This window comes from Photobacterium aquimaris (assembly GCF_002954455.1).
GTDB lineage: Bacteria > Pseudomonadota > Gammaproteobacteria > Enterobacterales > Vibrionaceae > Photobacterium > Photobacterium aquimaris.
Genome location: NZ_MSCC01000001.1, coordinates 611,781 through 628,704 on the forward strand (window position 1 = coordinate 611,781; position 16,924 = coordinate 628,704).

Below are 16,924 nucleotides of genomic sequence, written 5' to 3' on the forward strand. Positions count from 1 at the left end.
TATTAGTCTAATCGAGATTCTGTATGCTGTTGTGATTTGAATCAATTCTTTAAACGAATTTAATAAATATTGGTTAATTTTTGCTGTGATATAGCCAACGTCAATGAATAATGATAAATGTTAACAATTAATGTTGATTGTTGTTACAAAGAGCGAGTTTCGCAATAGAAAAGGTATGTAAGTTGTTAAATTTGCGAATTGGGGTAGTAAACGCTTGAATAAAGACATTATGGTTCAGAGCCGAATGATACGTTATGTTTTAGTTGCCTTGGGTTGGCTTGCTGTCGCTTTGGGTGTATTAGGGATCTTCTTACCTTTATTGCCAACCACGCCTTTTTTATTATTGGCAAGTGCTTGCTTTATGCGAGGCTCACCGAAATTAAATCAGTGGTTATATCAACATCCTCAGCTTGGGCCTATTTTAGTTAATTGGCACCAACATGGCGCAGTAACATCTGTTGTAAAGCGACGTGGAAGGATAATGATAGTGCTCAGTTTTACCTTCTCAATAGTGATGGTGCCCTTGTGGTGGCATAAAGGCATGTTGTTGCTGGGAATGATGGTTTTATTATACTGTTTTAATCGATTACCAGTGGTTGAACTTCAAGCTGATGTTACGTCAGTTGCCGAAGCTGACGAAAACCCATAAAATGCGTACTTATCACATAAAAATACAGCTGTTGTGAACGGCTGTATTTTTATGCTTTCGTCTGCGATCTGCAGGCTTTAACTTGAGATTACTCTGTTTGCGGTAAGAGTAAGTACGGAAAGAATGATGAACCAAGAAACATTAGATCTAATTACTAACAGCATTAAATCAATTCAAGATTACCCTAAGCCTGGTATTCTTTTTCGTGATGTCACTAGCCTAATGGAAGTGCCTGAAGCATATCGTGCTACGATCGCTATTTTAGCTGAAAAATATCAAGATCAAGGTATCACTAAGATCATTGGTACAGAAGCGCGTGGTTTCTTGTTTGGTGCACCATTAGCATTAGCGTTAGGGGTTGCATTCGTACCTGTGCGTAAACCGGGTAAATTGCCACGTGAAGTGATTGCTGAGAGTTATGAACTTGAATACGGTAAAGATACCTTAGAAATTCATAAAGATGCGATTGTTGCTGGTGATAAAGTGTTGTTAGTTGATGATCTGCTGGCTACGGGTGGTACCATTGAAGCAACCACTAACTTAGTGCGTCGTTTAGGCGGTGATGTTGCTGATGCTGCATTTGTGATTAACCTACCTGATATTGGTGGTGAAGCACGTCTACAAGGCTTGGGACTGAACGTTTACTCTATTTGTGATTTCCCAGGACATTAAGATGTCTTTAACAACTATGGCTGATTATATTCTGTAATAAAGTGATAGTTGGTTAATCATTGGGCGCTAATTCTAGCGCCCTCTCGCTCACAAATGGGCACTATGCTAGCATTAATGTTGAATTTAATGTTTTACCTATCTCGTTACTATTTCGTTTATTTTCTTTGTTTTATAATGATTACTAGCAGTTGTTAGCATTATCGCTATGATGGCGAGAATAAAAGAAAGAGTGGCGAATTTCGTTGCACCAGATGCAGTCCAGATTGATTAAGGTTATTTATAAATGAGTTATCAGGTTCTGGCCCGAAAATGGCGTCCTTATCAGTTTGCAGATGTGGTTGGACAATCACATGTGTTAACAGCATTAGGGAATGCTTTAGAACAAAATCGGCTTCACCATGCTTATCTTTTTAGTGGTACTCGTGGCGTTGGTAAAACGACTATCGCACGTATTTTTGCTAAAGGACTAAATTGTGAGCAAGGCATTACATCGACACCTTGTGGTAAATGCACAACCTGTCGTGAAATCGATGAGGGGCGTTTTGTTGATCTGTTAGAAATTGATGCTGCATCACGCACTAAAGTTGAAGATACCCGTGAATTATTAGATAACGTGCAATATAAGCCTGCACGTGGGCGCTTTAAAGTTTATCTTATTGATGAAGTTCACATGCTCTCGCGTCACAGTTTTAATGCGTTATTAAAGACACTTGAAGAACCGCCTGAATATGTAAAATTTATTCTGGCAACCACCGATCCTCAAAAACTGCCGGTAACGATTTTATCTCGTTGTTTACAGTTTCATTTAAAGCATCTAGACCATCAACAAATTCACGCGCAATTAGAGAAAGTATTAACTGAAGAAAAAGTTGAATATGAAGCGCGTGCATTAGCATTATTAGCCCGTGCTGCTGAAGGCAGTATGCGTGATGCATTAAGTTTAACCGATCAAGCGATAGCATTAGGCAATGGCCATGTTAGCGCTGAAACGGTTGCGACTATGCTGGGTACGCTAGATACTGATCAAGCATTGTGTTTGTTAGAGGCTGTTGCTAGCGCTAATGCCAATACCGCGATGGCAAGTTTGCAGCAGCTTGCTGCTATTGGCATTGAATGGGACAGTTTATTACGTGAATTGTCAGCCCAATTACATCGAGTAGCAATGTTTCAAGCCTTGCCTGCAAGTCTTGACGAAAGCTTGCCCGATGCCGAGCGCGTGAATTTACTTAGCCAACTAATGACACCACAAGATGTACAATTGTGTTATCAGATTTGTTTGCAAGGGCGTCAAGATTTGTCGTTTGCACCAGATGGCCGTACTGGCTTAGAAATGGTGTTATTACGCATGCTTGCTTTCCGCCCAGTGAGCGGTGGTAGTATTACACCACAGCCGATTGTAGTGCCAAGCTCTCAACCGGCAGTGGTCAATGCTGCTGCAAGTGGTGTGTCGCGAGTGCAAGCATTAAAAGCACAAATGCAACCACCTGTAACCGATAATGTTGCGCCAACAGTGATGCCAACATCGCAGCCGCCGTTGTCAGCACCAATAGCACCGATGCAGCAACAACAGCCGCAGCAACAGCAACAGGTATCGGCAGCGCCAATGCAATCACAACCGCAACCTGCAGTAGCTCGACCATCGGCAGCATCAGGGCTATTAGCTGCCCGTAATCAGTTACGTAGCCAAACTAAACGTGGTCAAGATGATCAGTCGGCATCGGTATTGCCAAAAAAGGCCCTAACGGCGCCAGCTAAAAAAGTCGCAATCTCAGTGATGGATCGCATAGCCAATAAGCAAACGGCGATGCCATCATTGAATTCTCATGCGATGCCGGCGTCGACTGCTGCTAATGTGGCAGAACAAGATGAATATCGCTGGAAGCCAATGGCAAAAGCTGAGGCTGATACGGTAATTAAGCCTGAGTTAACGCCGCGAGTTTTAAAGCGCGCTTTAGAGCATGAAAAAACCCCTGAGATGGCGAAATTGCTTGTCAATGAAGCGGCAAATCAGGATAGTTGGTCACAGTTAGTTACTCAGCTTGATGTACCTAAATTAATTCAGCAATTAGCACTTAACTCTGCTTTTGAGCGTACAGATGATCATATTACCTTGTACTTGCGTTCAGCTCAGAAACATTTACAAGCAGAGCGAGCGACAGCGCAATTAAATAGTGCTTTAAATGATGTGTTACAAACATCTGTGCAATTATCAATTGTGTTGGGCGAACAAGGCCAAACACCATTGGAATTACGTGAACACTTGTACCAACAAAAATTGTTACAAGCACGAGAAAGTTTAGCGAACGATCCTAATGTGAATTTCATTTGTCAGCGTTTTGCTGCACAACTGGATGAAGAAAGTATTAGACCAGTTTAAAGATTTTTAACCAGACCAGATAGAGAGAGAAGAGTTATGTTTGGTAAAGGCGGTATGGGTAACATGATGAAGCAAGCGCAGCAAATGCAAGAGCGCATGCAAAAGATGCAAGAAGAAGTTGCAAACATGGAAGTGACTGGTGAATCTGGTGCGGGCCTTGTTAAAGTAACGATCACTGGTAGCCATAGCGTACGTCGTGTAGAAATTGACGAAAGCCTAATGGAAGACGACAAAGATATGCTTGAAGATTTGATTGCTGCGGCATTCAATGATGCAGCACGTCGTATCGAAGAAACACAAAAAGAGAAAATGGCAGGTGTTACCGGCGGTATGAACTTACCTGCTGGCTTTAAGCTGCCTTTCTAATCAATGCGAACCAGTCACTTACTGGAGCATTTGATGGAAGCCTTACGTTGTCTGCCTGGGGTCGGTCCTAAGTCGGCACAACGTATGGCTTTTAATTTGCTACAACGAAATCGTCAGGGCGGTTTACAGCTGGCTGATGCGCTAAATCAAGCCATGACTGAGATTGGTCATTGCCGTGATTGTCGTACGTTTACTGAAGATGATGTTTGCGCGATTTGTGACAATCCTCGTCGAAAAGAAAACGGCATTATTTGTGTGGTTGAAAGCCCTGCAGATATTGTAGCAGTCGAAGCAACGGGACAATTTTCAGGGCGTTACTTTGTATTAATGGGCCATTTATCACCACTTGATGGTATTGGACCTGCAGATATTGGCCTTGATACGCTAGAGTTTCGGTTGCAGAAAGAAGCAATTAGTGAATTGATCTTAGCCACCAACCCAACCGTTGAGGGTGAAGCAACAGCACATTATATTGCGGAACTTTGCCATGAATATGGCGTGCCAGCGAGTAGAATTGCTCATGGTGTCCCTGTTGGTGGTGAGCTAGAGTTAGTTGATGGCACCACGTTGTCGCATTCTCTTGCTGGACGACAGCGATTGTAACTATGGTTATTATTGCTAGAAAAAAACCGCGTTCTTTGGACGCGGTTTTTTATTGGCTGCTATTTAATAATGATGAATTTATTAAAACTTATTTGGTCGAGAATAATACTTTTGAGCCATGAGTGAGGCTGGTAAGCAGTAATGTATGCTCATTAATAACGTCAATACGACGGCTTTCTTGTGCATTCATTCTAAAGATATCCTTAATGATATTGAGTTGCTTACTATCAAAATCATGGTTTGAACCAGAAGTGATATCTTTAAATTCTAACGGTTCAGTCAGTAAATAGCCGCCACTGACATCCCAACGTCCTGATTCTGAAATATGAATCGTTAATGGTCGTGGCTCATCACTATGAAGCTCAAGTATGGTGATCCGTGAGTAGGTATGATTGGGTAAAAATACCATATTACTGCTTTGTTTTACCTTACGAAGCGCTTGTAGAGAATCTTGTGGTAATGATTCTATCTGACTAATGGTGGTACTTTGCCATTCTCGCGACATCAACAACTGCTGTTGTTTATAGTCTGTTGAAAAGTAGACCCATGAGCAAATCACCATCGAACTACTTAAAATCAGTAATGGCCAATATTGGCGTAATAAACGCGTTATTGGGTTGGAGGCGGTTAGCGACATAAGCTCGAATTATCCTTATCACTTGTGAGTAAACGCACTGTAACGTTTTCTGCTGGTACCTTACTGCTATGCAAGTAATTTAAATACAATTGGTTGTTTTGGCCACCTGTAACAATAATTTCAAATGGTTTTTGATTGGGATTTTTATGGTATTGCAGATAATTACTAACACAGGTTTTTATCATGCTATGCCATTGTTTTATATCTGGATTATTATTTGGGGTATAAAGCATTACCCCGTCAACATCAAATAAAGGAGTAAACGCTGCAGATTTGGGTGGCATACTGATGTTAACAAGAATCGGTAATATAAAAGCAATGATCAGCGCTAGCCAACCTTTCCAAGAAATCAAGGTTGCTTTGGTTGCTGTTTGCTCTTGGGCTTGTTGGTAATATTCAGATGTTGAAAAGTTACGGTATGCCTCTTTACGTGGTGAAGAGAGCACGGGCTCAAACTCTGGTGGCATCGAAATAACCGCAGGCTCATTGATATCAACTGTCGCGTCTAGTGGTGCTTTTTGACAGATGTAGTTTTCCACGCTGGCAATCATTTGATAGCCACGTTTAGGCACAGTTTTAACAAATTCTGGTGATTTAGTTGAGTCTTTTAAAGCCTTACGCAAGGTTGAAATTGCTTGCGTAAGGCTAGAATCATCGACTTCAAAACCTTGTTCACGCCATACATAATCATGAATTCGTTGGCGAGTAATAATTAGGCTAGGATCTTCAATGAGCAGACTTAACGCTCGACTTTCATTACTGCCAAGTCGAGTTAATTCATTATTATCACATTTATCTATTAAGCTGTTGTCATTAGGATCGAAAATAAAACGATTTCCAATCAAATACTTAGTTGCATTTGTTGTCATTGATTTAGCCTTGCCAAGGGTTTTATATGAACAATATTATTATATGTTTGCTCTGAATGTTGTCTGAATATAAAAATATATAACCACAACTCAAAAAATATAAAAATAAAAAACATGTTATTTTAGGTTGAAATCATACAGTTTGACCATATTTATCTTTATATACTACTCATAATTTTTTTTGGAGTCGAAATGAGCGAGCAAACAGTTGATAATAAAAAGGAAACACGTGGTTTCCAATCAGAAGTAAAACAACTACTGCATCTAATGATTCATTCACTTTACTCTAATAAAGAGATTTTTTTACGTGAATTGATTTCTAACGCATCGGATGCTGCAGATAAATTACGCTTTAAAGCATTATCAAAAACCGATTTATACGGCAATGATGCTGATTTATGTGTAAAGCTATCAATTAACAAGGAAGCGGGTACTTTAACCATTAGTGATAATGGTATTGGTATGACACGTGAACAAGCGATTGAGCATTTAGGCACTATTGCGAAATCAGGCACCAAAGAATTTTTTGCACAGTTAAATGAGAATGAAACCAAAGACTCGCAACTGATTGGTCAATTTGGTGTAGGCTTCTACTCAGCATTTATTGTTGCTGACAGTGTGACTGTGAATACACGTAGCGCAGATGTTGCTGCTGATGAAGGTGTGTGCTGGACCTCTGCAGGTGAAGGTGATTACAGCATTGAGACAATCACTAAAGCAACGCGTGGTACTGACATTATTTTGCACCTGCGTGCAGATGAGCAAGAATTCCTAGATGATTATCGCTTACGTGAGATTGTGGGTAAATATTCTGATCACATTGGTATTCCAGTTTTCATTCAAGCTGAAGAAAAAAATGAAGAAGGCGAGGTTACTGGTACTAAATGGGATCAAATTAACAAAGCGCAAGCATTATGGACTCGCAATAAATCTGATATTAGTGACGAAGAATATAAAGAATTTTATACTCACGTTGCCCATGATTACGCTGAACCACTAACATGGAGCCATAACCGTGTTGAAGGTAAGCAAGATTACACTAGCTTGTTATACATTCCATCAAAAGCACCGTGGGATTTAAATAATCGTGATGGTCAACATGGACTTAAATTGTATGTTCAGCGTGTATTCGTTATGGATGATGCGCAGCAGTTCATGCCAACTTACCTACGCTTTGTACGTGGTTTGATTGACTCAAATGATTTACCGCTAAACGTATCTCGTGAAATTCTACAAGATAACAAAATCACTCAAGCACTACGCAAAGCATGTACTAAACGTGTACTACAAATGCTTGAGCGCATGGCTAAAAATGAGCCAGAGCAATACCAGTCATTCTGGAAAGAGTTTGGTCAGGTATTAAAAGAAGGTCTAGCGGAAGACTTTAGTAACCGTGAAAAAATTGCGTCATTGCTACGTTTCTCATCAACAGAAAATGAGTCATTAGATCAAACGGTTTCTTTAGCTGACTATGTTAGCCGTATGCAAGAAGGCCAAGATAAGATCTATTACTTAACTGCAGATAACTTTAATGCAGCAAAACACAGCCCGCACCTAGAGCAATTCCGTGCTAAAGGCTTAGAAGTTATTTTGATGTACGATCGTATTGATGAATACCTAATGGGCCACTTACCTGAATTTGATGGTAAGAAGTTCCAAGCAATCACCAAAGCGGATCTTGATCTGTCTTCATTTGATAATGCAGAAGAAAAAGAAAAGCAAAAAGAAACTGAAAAAGAATTTACTTCAGTAACAGAGCGCACTAAAGCTTACCTTGGTGATCGCGTTAAAGAAGTACGTCCAACGTTTAAGTTGCATGATACGCCAGCAGTAATGGTGACAGACGAAAACGAAATGGGCACACAAATGGCGAAATTGCTTGCAGCTGCGGGCCACGAAGCGCCAGAAGTGCAGTACATCTTTGAGTTAAACCCAGAGCATAGCCTAGTGAAGCAAATGGCTGACGAAGCCGATGAAGAAATCTTTGGCCGTTGGGTTGAGTTACTATTTGGTGAAGCAATGCTTGCTGAACGCGGCACCATGGATGATCCTTCACAGTTCTTAGCGGCTGTAAACAAGTTGTTGGTTAAATAACCAATTAAACCATCAAAGTCACAGACTATTCTGATAAATCATTCAATCGCGGCTTGGTCATAGTGCCAAGCTTGCGACTGAGCGCTAATCAGTGTATTTTCAGTTTTTTGCAAATTTCCACTCTATTTTAAAGGGGAACACAATGCGCATTATCCTTCTGGGCGCTCCAGGTGCAGGTAAAGGTACTCAAGCTCAATTCATCATGGAAAAATTTGGTATTCCTCAAATTTCTACTGGTGACATGTTACGTGCTGCAATCAAAGCAGGCACTGAACTAGGTAAGCAAGCAAAATCAGTGATCGATGCAGGTCAACTTGTATCTGACGATATCATCCTTGGTCTTGTTAAAGAGCGTATCACTGCAGAAGATTGTGCAAAAGGTTTTCTACTTGACGGTTTCCCTCGCACAATTCCTCAAGCTGATGGCCTTAAAGAAAATGGCGTTGTTGTTGATTACGTTATTGAATTTGATGTTGCTGATGATGTGATTGTAGAGCGTATGGCGGGCCGTCGTGCTCACCTTGCTTCTGGTCGTACTTACCACGCTGTTTACAACCCACCAAAGGTTGAAGGTAAAGATGACGTAACAGGTGAAGATCTTGTTATTCGTGAAGATGACAAAGAAGAAACTGTTCGTGCACGTCTAAACGTATACCATACGCAAACTGCACCTCTTATCGAATACTACGGTAAAGAAGCTGCTGCTGGTAACACTAAGTACCTTAAGTTTGATGGTACTTTACCTGTTGCTGAAGTAAGTGCTCAGCTTGAGAAAGCATTAGCATAAATAGCTTTGCCAATTAGCTAATGACTCATCATAGCTAATAACGATATAAATAAACGGGCTTACCTATTGGTAATGCTCGTTTTTTTGGTTTTAATATTAGGACAATATCACGATCGTTGTTCAATTGAGTGATTTTGGTTACGAGATTGTATGATCACCTTGCTGAAGATAATATAATCTTCGGTCGCGAACGAATGATAAAAGGACATATACCGATGACAATAAATAATAACTATGGGGTATTGCTAGTAAATCTTGGAACACCTTCTGAGCCAACAACCGCGGGGGTAAAGCAGTTTCTGGGTGACTTTTTACATGATAAACGTGTGGTTGATATGACACGTTGGTTATGGTGTCCAATTTTACATGGTGTTATTTTACCGATTCGCTCGCCTAAGGTGGCTAAGTTATATCAATCCGTGTGGATGGAGGATGGCTCACCATTAATGGTTTATTCTCGTCGTCAGCAACAAACACTTCAACAAACACTTAATGTTCCCGTTGTATTAGGCATGACCTATGGTGAGCCGAGTATTCAATCAGGCTTACAACAATTGCAGCAACAAGGATGTAAGCGCATCGTTGTGTTACCGTTATACCCACAGTATTCAGCAACAACCACTGCAGCTGTTTTTGATCGTATCACGAAAGATTTAAAAAAGACTCCCGAGTTACCAGAATTGCGGTTTATTAATCATTATTATGATCACCCTGATTATATTGCTGCGTTAGCGCAGTCTGTTGACACGTTTTGGGCACAGAACGGCCAATCTGATTATCTACTTTGTTCTTATCATGGTATTCCGCAACGCTATGCTGATAATGGTGATCCGTACCCAGAGCACTGTCATCAAACAACAGTACTATTAGCTCAATCGCTTAATATGGCTCGTGAAAAAATGAGCATGAGTTATCAATCTATTTTTGGTCGTGAAGAATGGTTGAAACCTTATACTGAAGCCACCATCAAATCATTGGCAGAAAAAGGTATTAAGCGCTTAGATGTAATGTGCCCAGCGTTTTCGGTTGATTGCCTTGAAACACTGGAAGAGATTGCTGAGCAGTGTAAAGAGGTTTTTCTGGAAGCAGGTGGCAAAGAGTTTAATTTGATCCCATGCTTAAATGACAGCTCTGCACATATTTTAATGATGGAAAGTTTGATTAAGCAACATACACAAGGGTGGTAAATTTGAGCTCGTAATGACTGCTATACTTTTTACGATAACGTTTGCGTTGCTATTTTTGGTTGTTATTCGCAAAACCGATGATAGCTTTTGCTTTTATGTGTCAAATTCTGTGATAGAATTCGCAAAATTTACAACTTGATAGCCCATTGACATGAAATTTCCAGGACAACGAAAATCTAAGCATTATTTTCCCGTACATGCTCGCGATCCACTTTTAAGTCAAACTAAGGTAGAGAAGCGTTTAACACGTACTCATGTGGTGGGTATTGATCAGACATTGGTTGATATTGAAGCCTATGTGGATGACGAATTCCTGGAACGCTATGAGTTAAGTAAAGGTCATTCATTGGTGATTACCGATGAAAAAGCCGAAGCGCTTTATAATGAGCTAAAAGAAAACAATTTAGTGACGCATGAGTTTGCTGGCGGCACTATCGGTAACACGTTACATAACTACTCAGTATTAGCTGATGATAAATCGGTACTATTGGGTGTGATGAGTAAAGACATTGAAATTGGTAGTTATGCTTACCGTTATCTTTGTAATACCTCAAGCCGTATGGATATGAACTATCTTCAGCCTGTTAATGGTCCAATTGGCCGTTGTTTTGCGCTGATTTCTAAAGATGGTGAACGTACTTTCGCGATTAACGAAGGTAACATGAACCAACTTAAGCCTGAGAGTATTCCTGAGTGTGTGTTTGAAAATGCATCAGCTCTTGTTCTAACAGCATACCTTGTTCGTTGTAAGCCTGGCGATCCAATGCCAGCAGCAACAATGAAAGCAATTGAATTCGCTAAAAAATATGATGTGCCTGTAGTATTAACCCTCGGTACTAAATTCGTTATTCAAGACGATCCACAATGGTGGCGTGATTTCCTACGTGATCATGTGACTGTGGTTGCAATGAACGAAGACGAAGGTGAAGCGTTAACGGGTGAGTCTGATCCGTTAGTTGCAGCAGATAAAACTCTAGAATGGGTTGATCTTGTATTGTGTACCGCAGGTCCTGTCGGTTTGTACACCGCAGGTTACACTGAAGATAATGCTAAGCGTGAAACCAGCTTACCATTACTTCCTGGTGATATTGCTGAATTTAACCGTTATGAATTTAGCCGACCAATGCTAAAAGCTGCATGTGAGAATCCAATTAAGGCATATTCACACATTGCACCTTATATGGGCGGTCCTGAGCGCATTAAAAATACTAACGGAGCAGGTGATGGTGCACTTTCAGCATTACTGCATGATATGTCTGCTAACCGTTACCATAAAGAAAACGTGCCAAATTCAAGTAAGCACCAATATTCTTTCCTGACCTATTCATCATTCTCACAAGTTTGTTTATATTCAAATCGTGTAAGTTATGAAGTATTAGCCCAATATTCTCCTCGTCTTTCTCGCGGTCTACCTGAGCGTGAAGATAGCTTAGAAGAAGCTTACTGGGAGCGTTAATGGCATATTGTCATTAACAAAAAAAAACCGCCATCATTCGTGGCGGTTTTTTTATGACTGCAGTTTATCTATTTTGTATAAGCTTGGTTGTGAACCGCAGCAATTGCACGACCTGATGGGTCGGCTGCATTTTTAAAACTCTCATCCCACTCAATCGCTTTAGCACTAGAACATGCAATCGATGGTCCACCAGGAACACATTTTGCTGCACTTTCTAGTGGGAATAGCTCTTCAAAAATTTCACGGTAGACATAACCCTCTTTAGTTGTTGGAGTATTGTAAGGGAAACGGAATGCTGCGGTTGCTAACTGCTGATCGGTCACTTTTGCTGCAGCAACTTCTTTTAAACTATCGATCCAGCTATAGCCAACGCCATCTGAGAATTGTTCTTTTTGACGCCATGCAACCGCTTCTGGAAGGTAATGCTCAAAACACTCACGAACAATGTGTTTTTCCATTTTACCGTTGCCGCACATTTTATCTTCTGGATTAATGCGCATCGCGACATCTAAAAATTCTTTATCCAAGAACGGTACGCGTGCTTCAATACCCCATGCTGCCATCGATTTGTTAGCGCGAGCACAATCAAACATGTTAAGCGCTAATAGTTTACGTACTGTTTCTTCATGGAATTCTTTAGCGTTAGGTGCTTTGTGGAAGTATAAGTAACCGCCAAAGATTTCATCAGCACCTTCACCTGACAACACCATTTTAATTCCCATCGCGCGGATTTTACGCGACATTAAGTACATCGGTGTTGAAGCACGAATGGTGGTTACATCATAGGTTTCAATGTGGTAAATCACATCGCGAATAGCATCTAACCCTTCTTGGACGGTATAAGTTAATTCGTGGTGAACGGTGCCAATCGCATCTGCAACAATTTTAGCAGCCTTTAAATCAGGTGCATTTTCAAGACCAATCGCAAATGAGTGTAATGTTGGCCACCATGCTTGTGATTGCTCATCGTCTTCAATACGTTTCGCGGCAAACTTCTTGGTGATAGCAGAGATAACCGATGAATCAAGACCGCCTGAAAGTAATACCCCATAAGGTACATCGGTCATTAGTTGACGTTTAACGGCACTTTCAAGTGCTTCTGTTAATGCAACTTTGTCGGTTTTCGCTTGGCTAACAGCATCAAATTCCATCCAATCACGTTTGTAATAACGAACTGGCTCACCTTTTTTACTCCAAAGATAAGTACCTGGAGGAAATTCACTGATTGTTTTACATACAGGAACCAGTGCTTTCATTTCAGAAGCGACATAAAAGTTACCGTGCTCATCATAACCTTGATAAAGCGGAATGATACCAATGTGGTCGCGACCAATAAGGTAAGCGTCTTCTTGCTCATCATAAAGAATAAAACCAAAAATGCCGTTAAGGTAGTCGAGTAGCTCAGGTCCCTTTTCTTTGTAAAGCGCTAAAATAATTTCGCAATCAGATTCAGTTTGGAAAGGGTAGTCAGGTGCAAATTCAGCGCGTAGTTCCTTGTGATTATAAATCTCACCATTGACGGCTAATACATGACTTTTATCTGCGTTATATAGTGGTTGTTCACCACTATTAAGATCAACAATCGCTAAACGTTCATGGACTAAGATTGCGTTGTCTGAAGCATAGATGCCAGACCAATCTGGACCGCGATGACGCATTTTTTTTGATAATTCAAGCGCCGTTGCACGAAGTGCTGATGAGTCACTCTTAATGTCTAGAATACCGAATACTGAACACATAATAATACCGCTCCAAATGTTATCTTTTTAATTATCCATAATTAATGGAAATGTATCATGTAGCAGGGAAGTTATCATTATGATAATTGATGTTGCTGCCACTTCTATTTCGCTTCTGTTTGTTAAAATTACGTATTCACTAATCAATTGCAATCATTTATTTCAATTCAATTTAAATAAAGCCCGCATGGTGAATGTTATTCATTTAAATCGCTTTTAAATGAATAATATTTATTTTGTAACAGTTTTTTAATTAAAAATAAACAGTAGGAGCGCTACTGTTTATTTTTCACTGCGAAATATCTAACTTTTGAAGTGTAATTTAATCGGTTTTAATGGTGGCTATTTGAAGGTGTAAATGCTCACAGACATCACGTGCAAAACCGCTGCCTGCCTCGTTATAAATATTAAAGGCAGCATCAACACCTTGTTGATGTAATTGAGTTTCTTCATCGTCATATTTAGCTATAGCAGCTATTTTTCCATGAAAATGGCGGCTTTTTAGTTGCTCAAGGGCATAAATATTGGCAGTTCCATTGGGCATCGCTAATAGAATAAGCTCAATGTTATTATTATTAATCGTCCGTTCCCAAAAATCAGGATCGGTTGCATCGCCATGAATTACATTGCGTTGTTGTTTACAATGTAGTTCTACCGAATCTGTGCGGGTTTCAATGCCAAGTACTTGTTTGCCATAACGGCTTTCTAGTTCGTCATAGGCGCCTGAGCCAATGCGACCCATGCCTAAAATAACTATTTTGGCATGATTAAAATCAATTAGTTTATAATTGCTATTAAGCCGTTCAGGATCGAATTCTTTTAAGCGTTTAGCGGCTTCAGTATAGAGTTTATTACTCATACTATTCAGTGGTGCCGCTAATAAAAATGATAATGAGACCGCCATTGCCATCGCCACTAAAAAAGTGCCGGGTAATAAGCCCATTTTATAAGCAACGCCACCGACAATTAACCCAAACTCGCTGTAATTAAATAAGGTTAAGGTGGCTAGCATTGAGGTGCGAACCCGATAACGGCATAAGTGGAAAACCGCGTAATAAAGGATCCCTTTCAGTGGCAGTAATAGCATTAATACCAGTGCCATTAAAAAGCCATTAAGGGTTGGTGACTCAGCAAGGCCAATATTTAGAAAGAAACAGACTAATAATAACTCTTTGAAATTAAAAAGTGACTTAGCCATTTCAGAGGCTTTAGGGTGGCCAGCCATTAACATTCCTAATAGCAAAGCGCCTAAATCTGGTTTCATGCCGACTATTTCAAATAATCCAGCTCCTGCGACCAGCGCTAATATAACGCCATAAAGTACTAATATTTCACCGTGACCGGCCTTATCAAGAATTTTATATAATAATGGGCGTAATAAAGGCAGGGCAAACAAACCAAGAGCGGTGATATCTGGAATCTTTCCTGTTGATATCGTGAGAAAGAGCACCGCAAAAATATCTTGCATAACCAGAATACCTATCGCGACGGTGCCATATTTAGCATTTAATTCGCCTTTTTCTTGCAGTAATTTGATCGCAAATACAGTACTAGAAAATGATAGAGCAAAACCAATCAGTACCAGTTGATTGAATGCCATTTCGGCAAACATCGTTAAGCCTAATTGTTTAAGTATGACTAAAAATAATGTAAATAATGCAGTCGATAATAAATTGTGTAGGGTTGCGCCCCCCCATACTTCTTTATTGAGTAGCGTTTTTACATCAAGTTTTAAACCAATGGTGAACAATAATAACGTAACGCCAAGATCGGCTAACGTGGTTAGCGCTGGCGTTGAATGGAAGCCAAAACTATTTAACCCAAAGCCGGCAACTAAAAATCCAACCAGCGGCGGTAATTTACAACGGAGAGCGATGAAACCAGCCAGAAATGCCGCGCTAATATACAGTAACTCCATACCTTAAACTACATCCTTGCAAGATAGTGTATAAAAATAATACCGATGATAGCACAAAGGGGATTAATCGAATGTGATTAACCCCCTTTGAATGTGATGATTTTATTACCTAAATTAGGCTTAATTGATGATTAATCTTCCAGTAAACGTTGTAATAATACGCCGTTTAACATCGCGCGTTTGATCATTGAAAAAGCACCTATAGTTGGCTGATTAAATAACTCTGACGCGACAATCGGTAAATCTTGATTAAACGCTGCTAAAGATTGATTTTCAACACAACGCTGTATTGCCGGTAATACAATTGCTTGGGCTTGAGTAATATTACCCGCCAGAATGATTTTTTGAGGGTTGAATAAATTAATTGTCATCGCTAACGCTTTACCAAGGTGATGGCCGACGTTAAGTAGTGCTTGAATTGCAAGCTCATCCCCGTTATTAGCTGCATCACAAATGGCGAGCATTGTTAGTTCTTCAAGTGCTTGTAAGCTGCTTGGGTAATCTTGATCTAGCAATTGTTGTACATGTTTGATGACCGCAGGATCTGAGGCGACGGTTTCTAAACAACCAAAATTACCGCATTGACATTTATCACCTAGGGGATCTATTTGAATATGTCCAATTTCGCCAACATTACGGTTTTGGCCTAGAAATACTTGACCATTAACAATAATGCCAGCACCCGTACCATTATGCATACTGACTAAAATTGAATCTTTACAATCGCGGCTAGCACCAAAATAGTGTTCAGCTAATGCTAGGCCTCGAATGTCATTACCAACAAAAGTAATAATATCAAAGGTGTCTTGAATAATATGAGCTAGCTCAAAATCATGCACGTCAATATTGGGCATATAAGTGACGGTGCCATTTTCGGGGTTAACAAGCCCTGGAAGGATAATGCCAAATGCCACCAGTTCTTTCATTACATTCTGGTTATTATCAATAAATTCTTGAATATATTTGATAAGGCCTTCAGCTAATACATATTGATCTGAATATAAGAATGGGTAAGCCGCACCAGTAATATGTTTACCGCTGAGGTCATAAAGGGTTATTTCAATGTAATTTCGGCCAATGCGTACTGCGATAGAGTGAAAATCGACTGACTCTGTTGTCAGAGATATTGCCCTTCTTCCACCAGTAGAAGCTTGTTGCGCCACCTCTTTTATCAGGCCGCGCTCCAATAATTGGCGGGTAATTTTAGTGACGCTTGCAGGGGCTAGGTGGCTAATATCAGCAACCTGTATGCGAGAAATAGGGCCTTGCAAGTCGATGAGTCGGTATACAGCAGCACTATTTAGCTGCTTGACCAGATCAACGTTACCAATTTGTCCGCCTGTCATAGTTTAGTTCTGCTCGTATTTACCGTTAATAATTATCGCTTGATGATGATTTTTATGATTTTCACCATTATCTATCGTCTTTATCAAAGCGCGACTTAATATGTATCGTACGGCACTGTTTTTTATTAATTTTGATGATTACTCGTGCCGAATTTATGGGTGTACTGTGATTGTTGATACATCATCGTAATATACTTTCTTATAAATAAAAATAAAGTAATCGT

Annotated in this window: 14 protein-coding genes; 9 read left to right on the forward strand and 5 right to left on the reverse strand. The window is 40.1% G+C overall.

What is annotated here, in order from left to right; genetic code table 11:
* The first annotated feature begins 244 nt into the window (after window positions 1–244).
* From BTN98_RS02645 to recR, 5 genes are all read left to right on the forward strand, one after another.
* The gene (locus BTN98_RS02645; protein WP_231730623.1) at window positions 245–649 is read left to right on the forward strand and encodes a YbaN family protein; all 405 of its coding nucleotides are present in this window, start codon (window positions 245–247) and stop codon (window positions 647–649) included.
* 126 nt (window positions 650–775) lie between these two features.
* Complete coding sequence (gene apt, locus BTN98_RS02650; protein WP_045027108.1) at window positions 776–1,321, forward strand: adenine phosphoribosyltransferase; 546 nt, start codon at window positions 776–778, stop codon at window positions 1,319–1,321.
* A gap of 283 nt (window positions 1,322–1,604) precedes the next feature.
* The gene (gene dnaX / locus BTN98_RS02655; protein ID WP_060997007.1) at window positions 1,605–3,698 is read left to right on the forward strand and encodes a DNA polymerase III subunit gamma/tau; all 2,094 of its coding nucleotides are present in this window, start codon (window positions 1,605–1,607) and stop codon (window positions 3,696–3,698) included.
* 36 nt (window positions 3,699–3,734) lie between these two features.
* On the forward strand, window positions 3,735–4,064 hold the full coding sequence (locus BTN98_RS02660; RefSeq protein WP_045041700.1) for a YbaB/EbfC family nucleoid-associated protein: 330 nt from the start codon (window positions 3,735–3,737) through the stop codon (window positions 4,062–4,064).
* A 3-nt stretch (window positions 4,065–4,067) separates the two neighbouring features.
* The gene (gene recR, locus BTN98_RS02665; RefSeq protein ID WP_060997006.1) at window positions 4,068–4,667 is read left to right on the forward strand and encodes a recombination mediator RecR; all 600 of its coding nucleotides are present in this window, start codon (window positions 4,068–4,070) and stop codon (window positions 4,665–4,667) included.
* 88 nt (window positions 4,668–4,755) lie between these two features.
* On the opposite strand, the gene BTN98_RS02670 is transcribed toward recR, so the two are convergent.
* Window positions 4,756–5,304: a regulatory protein ToxS gene (locus BTN98_RS02670; protein ID WP_060997005.1), complete on the reverse strand. Its 549-nt coding sequence runs from the start codon at window positions 5,302–5,304 to the stop codon at window positions 4,756–4,758.
* A complete protein-coding gene (locus BTN98_RS02675) occupies window positions 5,295–6,173 on the reverse strand; it encodes a winged helix-turn-helix domain-containing protein (RefSeq protein WP_060997004.1) in 879 nt (292 codons plus the stop codon). The genes BTN98_RS02670 and BTN98_RS02675 overlap by 10 nt, the downstream gene beginning before the upstream one ends.
* A 192-nt stretch (window positions 6,174–6,365) precedes the next feature.
* Here BTN98_RS02675 and htpG point away from each other — a divergent pair, with 192 nt between their 5' ends.
* From htpG to BTN98_RS02695, 4 genes are all read left to right on the forward strand, one after another.
* Window positions 6,366–8,267: a molecular chaperone HtpG gene (gene htpG / locus BTN98_RS02680; protein ID WP_060997003.1), complete on the forward strand. Its 1,902-nt coding sequence runs from the start codon at window positions 6,366–6,368 to the stop codon at window positions 8,265–8,267.
* 142 nt (window positions 8,268–8,409) lie between these two features.
* Window positions 8,410–9,054, forward strand: a complete 645-nt coding sequence (gene adk / locus BTN98_RS02685; RefSeq protein WP_060997002.1) for an adenylate kinase — start codon at window positions 8,410–8,412, stop codon at window positions 9,052–9,054.
* Between the two features lie 215 nt (window positions 9,055–9,269).
* Window positions 9,270–10,241 carry a ferrochelatase gene (hemH, locus tag BTN98_RS02690; protein WP_060997001.1) on the forward strand — a complete coding sequence of 324 codons (972 nt, stop codon included), beginning with the start codon at window positions 9,270–9,272 and terminating at the stop codon, window positions 10,239–10,241.
* Window positions 10,242–10,392: 151 nt separating this feature from the next.
* The gene (locus BTN98_RS02695; RefSeq protein WP_060997000.1) at window positions 10,393–11,697 is read left to right on the forward strand and encodes an inosine/guanosine kinase; all 1,305 of its coding nucleotides are present in this window, start codon (window positions 10,393–10,395) and stop codon (window positions 11,695–11,697) included.
* A gap of 68 nt (window positions 11,698–11,765) precedes the next feature.
* On the opposite strand, the gene asnB is transcribed toward BTN98_RS02695, so the two are convergent.
* The 3 genes from asnB to nagC all read right to left on the reverse strand — a co-directional run bounded on the left by asnB (window position 11,766) and on the right by nagC (window position 16,700).
* Complete coding sequence (gene asnB / locus BTN98_RS02700; RefSeq protein WP_060996999.1) at window positions 11,766–13,436, reverse strand: asparagine synthase B; 1,671 nt, start codon at window positions 13,434–13,436, stop codon at window positions 11,766–11,768.
* 322 nt (window positions 13,437–13,758) lie between these two features.
* A complete protein-coding gene (locus BTN98_RS02705) occupies window positions 13,759–15,354 on the reverse strand; it encodes a cation:proton antiporter family protein (RefSeq protein ID WP_060996998.1) in 1,596 nt (531 codons plus the stop codon).
* Between the two features lie 131 nt (window positions 15,355–15,485).
* On the reverse strand, window positions 15,486–16,700 hold the full coding sequence (gene nagC / locus BTN98_RS02710) for a DNA-binding transcriptional regulator NagC (protein WP_060996997.1): 1,215 nt from the start codon (window positions 16,698–16,700) through the stop codon (window positions 15,486–15,488).
* Window positions 16,701–16,924: the final 224 nt, after the last annotated feature.

Bases quoted from the DNA above. Each gene is read 5' to 3' on its own strand.
- BTN98_RS02645 (WP_231730623.1), top strand. From the start codon at position 245: ATGATACGTTATGTTTTAGTTGCCTTGGGTTGGCTTGCTGTCGCTTTG.
- apt (WP_045027108.1), top strand. From the start codon at position 776: ATGAACCAAGAAACATTAGATCTAATTACTAACAGCATTAAATCAATT.
- dnaX (WP_060997007.1), top strand. From the start codon at position 1,605: ATGAGTTATCAGGTTCTGGCCCGAAAATGGCGTCCTTATCAGTTTGCA.
- BTN98_RS02660 (WP_045041700.1), top strand. From the start codon at position 3,735: ATGTTTGGTAAAGGCGGTATGGGTAACATGATGAAGCAAGCGCAGCAA.
- recR (WP_060997006.1), top strand. From the start codon at position 4,068: ATGCGAACCAGTCACTTACTGGAGCATTTGATGGAAGCCTTACGTTGT.
- BTN98_RS02670 (WP_060997005.1), bottom strand. From the start codon at position 5,304: ATGTCGCTAACCGCCTCCAACCCAATAACGCGTTTATTACGCCAATAT.
- BTN98_RS02675 (WP_060997004.1), bottom strand. From the start codon at position 6,173: ATGACAACAAATGCAACTAAGTATTTGATTGGAAATCGTTTTATTTTC.
- htpG (WP_060997003.1), top strand. From the start codon at position 6,366: ATGAGCGAGCAAACAGTTGATAATAAAAAGGAAACACGTGGTTTCCAA.
- adk (WP_060997002.1), top strand. From the start codon at position 8,410: ATGCGCATTATCCTTCTGGGCGCTCCAGGTGCAGGTAAAGGTACTCAA.
- hemH (WP_060997001.1), top strand. From the start codon at position 9,270: ATGACAATAAATAATAACTATGGGGTATTGCTAGTAAATCTTGGAACA.
- BTN98_RS02695 (WP_060997000.1), top strand. From the start codon at position 10,393: ATGAAATTTCCAGGACAACGAAAATCTAAGCATTATTTTCCCGTACAT.
- asnB (WP_060996999.1), bottom strand. From the start codon at position 13,436: ATGTGTTCAGTATTCGGTATTCTAGACATTAAGAGTGACTCATCAGCA.
- BTN98_RS02705 (WP_060996998.1), bottom strand. From the start codon at position 15,354: ATGGAGTTACTGTATATTAGCGCGGCATTTCTGGCTGGTTTCATCGCT.
- nagC (WP_060996997.1), bottom strand. From the start codon at position 16,700: ATGACAGGCGGACAAATTGGTAACGTTGATCTGGTCAAGCAGCTAAAT.